An 8994-nucleotide genomic window follows, 5' to 3' on the forward strand; every position below is an offset into this window, starting at 1 on the left:
CGTAGTTGGCTTTTAGCTCAGGGCGAGACAATGCCAGGCCCTCCATTTGCTGCAATACAACATCATCGACTTGGTTAATTAACTTTTTCATCGTTCTATCTCATTCCATTTATATTTTTATGTAGGGTATGAATTCATCTTAAACAGAGAAAAAACGTGCTCAACAAAAATCAATCCGTTTCATATTGAAACAACGACTTCGGTATTTTCGTTTCAATATGAAACGAAAAACGACAGATTCGCTTGAATAGTGATCGGCGCCATAAAGCATGCCAATGCTTATTACTTCTGACAGTCGGTTTGACACAGAGGTCATAAAAGCATGGAACAAAACCAGAGAGATCCTTCACCACTTACCTCACCAATCCTAATATAAACCTTATCGCTACAATGGATTTTCATTGCAGTCCAAAACACACATAAAAAAGGTTAAAGGTTTGAATTATGGACAAAATTATTATCAGCCCAAGCAAATACGTCCAAGGTGAACAAGTACTTACATCTATCGCTCACTATGTGAAAACATTAGGTGAACGTCCGTTAGTCATTGCCGATGAGTTCGTGACTAACCTGGTTGGTGATGACGTCAAACAAAGCTTTGCTGACGAAAAGCTTCCACTCACTATGAACATTTTTGGTGGCGAATGTTCGCGCGTTGAGATTGAACGCATCACGGACATTTGTGCGACTCAAAAACATGATGTCATTGTCGGTATTGGTGGCGGTAAAACGTTAGATACAGCAAAGGCCGTTGCGTTTTACACCAAAATTCCTGTCGTGGTGGTTCCTACGATTGCCTCGACTGATGCGCCAACCTCTGCTCTTGCGGTGATATACACACCAGAAGGTGAATTTGCGGAATACTTGATGATCCCTAAAAACCCAGACATGGTCATCATGGATACATCAGTCATCGCAAAAGCCCCAGTTCGACTACTAGTATCGGGGATGGGCGATGCGCTTTCCACCTACTTTGAAGCCAGAGCCAACATGACCTCTGGTAAGGCAACAATGGCTGGTGGTTTAGCGACGCGTTCAGCGCAAGCTCTTGCAAAACTTTGCTATGAAACCTTGCTTGAAGATGGTGTAAAAGCAAAAGCTGCGGTAGAAAATGGTGTGAGCACCAAAGCGGTAGAAAATATTATTGAAGCCAATACATACCTAAGCGGTATCGGTTTTGAAAGCAGTGGCCTAGCAGGCGCTCACGCTATTCATAACGGCCTAACCAAGCTCGAAGAGTGTCACCATCTCTATCATGGTGAGAAAGTCGCGTTCGGCACGCTTGTTCAATTGGTGTTAGAAAACGCAGCGATGGAAGAGATTAATACGGTTCTCGCCTTCTGCCGATCTGTAGGTCTACCAACCAACTTATTTGATATGGGCGTTAAAGAGCTTAATCACGATAAGTTGCGCGAGGTCGCCGAAGCTTCAACGGCCGAGGGAGAAACCATCCACAATATGCCATTCCCAGTGACGGCAGAAAATGTCTACTCTGCAATTCTAACCGCTCACCAGTTGGGTCAATAACTCACAAACCTTAAAATGGGTTTAAATAAAAAGCGGCACATACTCTCGCATGTGCCGCTTGGGATTTTTGCTGTTAAGCGTAATTACTCAACCGTCACCGCTTTCGCTAGGTTACGTGGTTGGTCTACGTCCGTACCTTTGATCAGCGCTACGTAGTATGACAGCAACTGCATTGGGATGGTGTAGTAGATCGCCGCCGTGATTTCACTAACGTGAGGCATCGTGATGATCTTCATTGTTTCATCGCCTTCGAAGCCTGCGTCTGCATCTGCGAATACGTATAGAAGGCCGCCACGTGCACGTACTTCTTCAACGTTTGATTTTAGCTTTTCAAGTAGGTCGTTACTTGGTGCAACCACAACAACAGGCATGTCAGCATCAATCAGCGCTAGAGGACCATGTTTCAGTTCACCCGCCGCGTAAGCTTCTGCGTGGATGTAAGAGATCTCTTTCAATTTTAGAGACGCTTCCATCGCGATTGGATAGAATTCACCACGACCTAGGAACAGTGTGTGGTGCTTGTCTGCGAAATCCGTCGCTAGTGCTTCAATGTCTTTCTCGAAAGAAAGTGCCGCGTTGATTTGCTTAGGAAGTGCGTGTAGCGCTTCAACAATCTCTTTTTCTTTCTCTTTGCTAACGCGACCTTGCTCTTTACCTAACGCCGTAACCAGCATCAATAGTGCAGAAAGCTGAGTCGTGAACGCTTTGGTTGAAGCGACACCGATTTCAACACCAGCGCGAGTCATGAATGCAAAATCTGACTCACGAACCAAAGAAGAACCTGCTACGTTACAAATAGTCATCGCCGCCATGTAACCTTTTTCTTTCGCAAGACGAAGTGCTGCTAGCGTATCGGCGGTTTCACCAGACTGAGACAACGTGATCAATAGGCTGTTTGGACGAGTCACAAACTTGCGGTAACGGAATTCAGACGCAATTTCTACATCACAGCTCACGCCAGCAATGTCTTCAAACCAGTAACGCGCTGTCATACCTGCGTTGTAAGACGTACCACACGCAACGATTTGTACGTGCTCTACTTTACTTAGAATGTCTGCCGCATGAACACCGATCGCATCAGTTACAACGGAGTCTGCCGTGATACGGCCTTCCATTGTGTTGATCAACGCTTTAGGTTGCTCATAGATTTCTTTTTGCATGAAGTGGCGGTATTGGCCTTTATCGCCAGCATCATGTTCTGCGTTAGATTCTACGATTTCACGCTCAACCAGCTCGCCCGTTGCGTCAAACACAGTAACTTCACGGCGAGTGATTTCTGCCACATCACCTTCTTCTAGGTACATGAAACGGCGCGTTACATTCAGTAGCGCAAGTTGGTCAGAAGCCAGGAAGTTCTCACCCACACCAAAACCAATTACGATCGGGCTGCCTGAACGTGCAACTACGATGCGTGAAGGATCTTTGCGATCCAACGCTACCGTGCCGTATGCGCCTTCAAGTTGTTTTGCTGTTTTTTGTACTGCTTCTAGTAGCGTTTCTGAAGTGCGAAGTTCCCACTCAACCATGTGTGCGATAACTTCTGTATCCGTTTGAGATTCAAACACGTAACCACGAGATTGAAGCAATTCACGAAGCTCTTCGTGGTTTTCGATAATACCGTTATGTACAACAGCAATATCGCCGGACATATGTGGGTGTGCATTAACTTCAGATGGTTCACCGTGCGTCGCCCAGCGAGTGTGTGCAATACCCGTTCCGCCGATCACTTTTGCTTCTTCTACTGCATCAGCCAATTCTTGCACTTTACCCAAGCGACGAACGCGCGTTAGGTTTGACTCGCCATCAACAACAGCAACGCCAGCTGAGTCGTAACCGCGGTACTCTAAGCGGCGTAGACCTTCAACCAAAATTTCTGCAACATCTCGTTGTGCTACTGCACCTACGATTCCACACATGTGTTTATCTCCGTTTGTAGTTTTGTTCTTCCCTAGCCATGTTTCAGATAGAGGCAGCAAGCAAAGGCCTGTATCAGAGGGAAGTGAAATATGAAACTGATTACATTGTTAGATTAGGCGCAAATAACTTTCACGCCATGTTGTTCAATCTGTATTTTGTGTTCTTGCTGAATATCAGCATCCGTCACTAGCACATCAATTTGATGCCAAGCGAGCTCTAAATTCGGGATCTTACGACCGATTTTTTCCGATTCGATCATGACGATCACTTCGCGCGACACTTCCGCCATTACCTTACTCAAACCAACCAATTCATTAAATGTTGTGGTGCCGCGTTCGAGATCGATGCCATCCGCACCGATAAATAGCTGGTCAAAATCGTAAGCTCGTAATACAGATTCGGCTACTTTGCCTTGAAAAGATTCTGAGTGCGTATCCCAAGTCCCGCCAGTCATCAGCAGTGTTGGTTCGCTCTCTAATTCATTAAGGGCGTTAGCAACATGCAACGAGTTGGTCATGACAACTAAGCCACGTTTGTCATTCAACTGTTGAATCAACGCAGCCGTCGTACTGCCACTGTCGATCACGATGCGATTATGGTCTCGAATCAGTGATGCCGCTGCTTTTGCCAAGTTTAGCTTTCGAGTCGAAACATTAGCGCTCAATTCTTCGTGAATGACTTCTGTTGGGATAGCAATCGCACCGCCGTAGCGGCGTAGAAGTTGGCCATTTTTCTCTAAAGAAGCTAAATCCTTTCTAATCGTGACCTCTGAGGTTTCGAATTTCTGAGCGAGTTCGTCAACGCTGACTTCTCCTAGCTCAGAAACCAAGTTAGAAATGGCGTGTCTTCTTAGTTGAGTGTTTCGTTTCGACATTTACGTTTTGAGTTTAAGTTTCGATGTGAAACTTATTATAGTCAAACCGAAACTTTTAAGTCCATTTATTTCGATCCAAAAAATTAATATTTCTCGATAAAACCTTGTCCTAAGACAATTCTTAAACAGTGATATTGGATTCATTCAGTGGTAGAATTCGCCACCGAAAAGAAAAAAAATTACAGAATTGAAGGCTATTTTTTTGCAACTTTCTGCATATAAAGTGGGATTAGTCACAAAAAGGTAACCAAAATCGCCGATCTTTTAGTCATAAAATGACTAAACTTGGTGAAAGACTTTCAGAATCTGAAGTACTGATAATGAGGCGAAAAATCGGTGGGTGACAGGCACTAAATGTCATCAATAACGCCCTAACTTCAGAGTAAACAACCGACTTTCAAATTGTAACTATATTTACCGGAGAGTATCTTCCATGAAAAAGACCAAAATCGTATGTACGATTGGCCCTAAAACTGAATCTGTAGAGAAGCTAACTGAGCTAGTGAACGCAGGCATGAACGTAATGCGTCTTAACTTCTCTCACGGTGACTACGAAGAACACGGCACTCGTATCGCGAACTTCCGTAAAGTAATGGAAGCTACTGGCAAACCACTAGCAATTCTTCTAGATACTAAAGGTCCAGAAATCCGCACTATCAAGCTAGAAGGCGGCAACGACGTTGATCTAGTAGCTGGTCAAGAATTCACTTTCACAACTGACACTTCAGTTGTAGGTAACAAAGATAAAGTTGCAGTAACTTACGCAGGTTTCGCAGCAGACCTAAACGTAGGTAACACTATCCTAGTCGACGACGGTCTAATCGAGATGGAAGTTATCTCTAAGACTGAAACAGAAGTTAAATGTAAAGTACTTAACAACGGTGCACTAGGCGAGAACAAAGGTGTGAACCTTCCTGGCGTTTCTGTAAACCTACCAGCTCTATCTGAAAAAGATAAGAACGACCTTAAATTCGGTTGTGAGCAAGGCGTTGACTTCGTAGCAGCTTCTTTCATCCGTAAAGCTTCTGACGTTCAAGAAATCCGTGAAGTACTTGCTGCAAACGGCGGCGAGAACATCCACATCATCTCTAAGATCGAAAACCAAGAAGGTGTTGATAACTTCGACGAGATCCTAGAGCTTTCTGACGGCATCATGGTTGCTCGTGGTGACCTAGGTGTTGAAATCCCAGCTGAAGAAGTAATCTTCGCTCAGAAAATGATGATCGAGAAGTGTAACCGTGCACGTAAGATGGTTATCACTGCAACTCAAATGCTTGATTCTATGATCAACAACCCACGTCCTACTCGTGCGGAAGCAGGCGACGTTGCTAACGCGGTAATGGACGGTACTGACGCAGTAATGCTTTCTGGTGAAACAGCGAAAGGTAAGTACCCAGTTGAAGCGGTAACTATCATGGCTCAAATCGCGAACCGTACTGATTCAGCGCTAAAAGCTGAACTAGGTTCTCGTCTAGACAGCCCACGTCTACGCATCACTGAAGCTGTATGTAAAGGCGCAGTAGACACAGCTGAGAAACTGGCTGCTCCACTTATCGTTGTTGCAACTGAAGGTGGTAAATCTGCACGTTCAGTACGTAAATACTTCCCAACTGCAAACATCCTAGCACTAACAACAAACAAGAAAACAGCAGCACAACTTGTTCTAACTAAAGGTGTGACGCCAGTTGTTGTTGATTCTATCGAAAGCACTGACGCATTCTACGTAGCAGGTAAAGAGCTTGCTCTAGAATCTGGTCTAGGTAACAAAGGCGACATCGTAGTGATGGTTTCTGGTGCTCTAGTCGCTTCAGGCACTACAAACACAGCTTCTGTACACGTACTATAAGACTGAACTTTTCATACTTCAGTTGATTGATAAAGAGGGCTTATGCCCTCTTTTTTTATATGGCTTTCTTGCTCTAATAATAGCCTAACTGTATCATTCACCATGAGCAGAATTGCGTACTGTTTAATTTTGTCGTCACGATTAAAATTTCTATGAGGTGTATGTGTCCAGTCCCACTCTTACCGACAAAGTATCAAAAATGATCCGTCAGGATATTCTCGATGGCGTGCTTAAACCGGGTCAAAAACTCGTGGTTGCGGAACTCAAAGAGAAGTACAACGTAGGAGCGTCACCCATTCGCGAAGCTTTGGTGCAGTTATCGTGGAGCAAATACGTCAAACTCGAGCCGCAAAAAGGCTGCTGGGTTGCACCTGTATGTAAAGATGAGTTGAATGACTTGTACGAAAGCCTACAAATGGTCTCTGCATGCCTACTAAATAAAGCAATTGTGATTGGCGATGAAAATTGGGAACTGGACGTCCTAACCGCTTATCACAAGTTATCCCGCTCTAAATCTGGCGAAAGCTTTTGCTGGAAGGAATGGGAAGAACGCCATAATCAGTTTCTTACTGCGCTGTTTGAAGGCGCTGGCTCTGCCAATATGTTTGGTTTTTTCCGCGATCTACTCACGCAAATTAAGCGTTACCAATATTTTGCTATGCAAATGTTAGGTACTGGAAACCCAGGGCACTGTAATATCGATGAGCAAGAAATGCTGATGAAGACGTCGTTAGATAAAAAGAGCCAGGATGCTTTAGGTTATCTAGAGCGTTATTTGAGACAGTCAATGCAGTGTATCGAAGCGGCCATCGACAACCAATATCGCATACTGGCTAGCGAATAACGCTGAGGCTAAAATAAGCATAAAAATCGGGGTCTATCCCCGATTTTTTGTTTTTGAAAAAGAGCTAAGCAATATCATCGAAACTATGACATAGCGATACGCAGTTACGCCCTGCACTTTTGGATTCATACAAGGCAATATCAGCACATTTATAAGTGCGCGTGCGATCAGAAGTTAAATCACTATACCCGGCGCTAACAGTAATCGCTCTATCACTGCGCAGTTGAACCGCCACACGTAACCGGTTCAAGACAACTTCTGCTTCTTCGAGTGTGGTATGCGGCATGATCACCGCAAACTCCTCACCACCGACGCGAGAAACAAAGTCAGTACTGCGCACCTCTTTAAGAAGAGTCTCAGCGACACTGCAAATCACTTTGTCCCCTTCATCGTGCCCAAGTTCATCGTTAATGCGCTTAAAGTGGTCAATATCAAACAACGCCAAACATGCAGGGGGACTGTCAGGATAACGCTCAATAATCCCGGCATATTGCGCTAATTGCTCTTCAAATTTTCGACGGTTCCACAAGCCCGTCAAACCGTCTTTTTCACTGAGGTTGCGTAGCTTTTCTTCCAGCTCTTTTTGCTCGGAAATATCCACCAGCGACGTGATGTAATAGCTTACTTTACCTGACTTGGTTAAGTTTGCCTGAATGCGCATAATGGCGGTAAATACGTGATTAAACTTGGTTCGACAACGAACCTCACCTTCCCAAACGTGCTCGTTCGCAAGCTTATTCCAAATATTGAGGGTCGACTCGAGATCTTCCGGTAAGAAAATTAGATTATGCGCATTCCAGCCTTGAGTATGCTTGGTTGAATAGCCCATCATGTTTTCAAATTCTTGATTCACCATAATGATTCGATGCGACGCATCTGAGATCATCACCGCAGTCATGCCATCAAGTGCAGCCCGAGCTAACTTCGATTCCATACTATGACGTCGATAGTGCAGGGCTAACGCAGTCGTTGGTAAAGTAAAGCCAAACACCAAACTTAATACAAAAAACGCTTCTTGGATTAAGTCATCAATATCTCGCCGAGATCGAGATAGTAATTGCTCATTCGTTAGGTCAATCACCAGATGAAGTGGTTCACTAGAAACAAATTGGATCGTGCTATACGCAATCAAATTCGAGCCGTTGTACTCATAGCCCGAAACCTCTGAGATCATCGTGCGCCAAATGTTGGGGTACATCCGGCCAAAATTAAATTGAGAACGAGCTGGGATAATATTGCCGTACAAGCGTGATGACTTAGGACTCGCGATATAAAAGCCATCATTTTTAATTAACTCAATATGAAAATCCCGCACCGGTGAGTAGTTGAGTCGAGAAGATAAATACTCAATATCAACATTAAGAACAAGATACCCTTCGCGTTTCCCATTGAGAGAAATCGGCATCAGAATACGCAATGAAGGGCTATAAGGGTAAACAAGCTCACCATTTTCCCGCTCCAGCTCAATCCCCCACGACGCAATTTCATCATTACCTAAACCTTGCGCGTAATGAAAATAATCCCGCTCTGACTTGTTATGTAATTTGAGGGCGGGTGCAGCGATACCCGTTTTGAAATCGTAATTAATCCGTGCTTTTTCCTGACCGGTAATATCAAGAAAACGAATTTGTTTATATAGCTTTTGGTTGATCGCAACCGAGATCCACATATCTTCTAAGATAGAAAGGTTGACCCGGTTCGGCTGACGTAGATAGTCGTAAAGACTTTGGCTGTGACCGAGAAGATCGCTGATCGTCTCAACTTGATCCTGAATATTCTTGTATTCGCGACCAGTATAAGCCAGTTGGTGTAATGCTTCTTGAGCGGTATTCTCAACGTTACTCTCTAGTAACGTCAGATATTTCTGATAATAGTAAACTGCAGTGAGCGCACTAAAAAATAGTGCTGTCGCCAACAATGTGCCGACTCGCTTAGGTATTTTCACGCGTCTACTGCCTATAATGCTTACTAAAACGACAATTATAT

Annotated in this window: 6 protein-coding genes; 3 read left to right on the forward strand and 3 right to left on the reverse strand. The window is 44.3% G+C overall.

Annotated features, from left to right (window positions below; all coding sequences use genetic code 11):
- The first annotated feature begins 444 nt into the window (after positions 1 to 444).
- Entirely contained in the window at positions 445 to 1527 is a 1083-nt protein-coding gene (locus tag CAG69_RS08995) for a glycerol dehydrogenase (protein WP_006742744.1), read from the forward strand.
- 83 nt (positions 1528 to 1610) lie between these two features.
- Here CAG69_RS08995 and glmS read toward each other — a convergent pair whose 3' ends face one another.
- Positions 1611 to 3443, reverse strand: a complete 1833-nt coding sequence (gene glmS, locus CAG69_RS09000) for a glutamine--fructose-6-phosphate transaminase (isomerizing) (RefSeq protein ID WP_005392238.1) — start codon at positions 3441 to 3443, stop codon at positions 1611 to 1613.
- A 113-nt stretch (positions 3444 to 3556) separates the two neighbouring features.
- Positions 3557 to 4318: a DeoR/GlpR family DNA-binding transcription regulator gene (locus CAG69_RS09005; RefSeq protein ID WP_005392240.1), complete on the reverse strand. Its 762-nt coding sequence runs from the start codon at positions 4316 to 4318 to the stop codon at positions 3557 to 3559.
- A 433-nt stretch (positions 4319 to 4751) separates the two neighbouring features.
- On the opposite strand from CAG69_RS09005, the gene pykF reads away from it, so the two are divergent.
- Together pykF and CAG69_RS09015 are read left to right on the forward strand one after the other, a co-directional pair.
- The gene (gene pykF, locus CAG69_RS09010) at positions 4752 to 6164 is read left to right on the forward strand and encodes a pyruvate kinase PykF (protein ID WP_005392243.1); all 1413 of its coding nucleotides are present in this window, start codon (positions 4752 to 4754) and stop codon (positions 6162 to 6164) included.
- Positions 6165 to 6321: 157 nt separating this feature from the next.
- The gene (locus tag CAG69_RS09015; protein WP_006742739.1) at positions 6322 to 7008 is read left to right on the forward strand and encodes a GntR family transcriptional regulator; all 687 of its coding nucleotides are present in this window, start codon (positions 6322 to 6324) and stop codon (positions 7006 to 7008) included.
- A 64-nt stretch (positions 7009 to 7072) separates the two neighbouring features.
- Here CAG69_RS09015 and CAG69_RS09020 read toward each other — a convergent pair whose 3' ends face one another.
- Positions 7073 to 8953 (reverse strand): diguanylate cyclase, encoded by a 1881-nt coding sequence (locus CAG69_RS09020; protein ID WP_161443817.1) that lies wholly within the window; start codon positions 8951 to 8953, stop codon positions 7073 to 7075.
- Positions 8954 to 8994 lie beyond the last annotated feature (41 nt).

The sequence above is a fragment of the Vibrio sp. V43_P6S15P86 genome, assembly GCF_009904725.1.
GTDB classification, from domain to species: domain Bacteria; phylum Pseudomonadota; class Gammaproteobacteria; order Enterobacterales; family Vibrionaceae; genus Vibrio; species Vibrio diabolicus.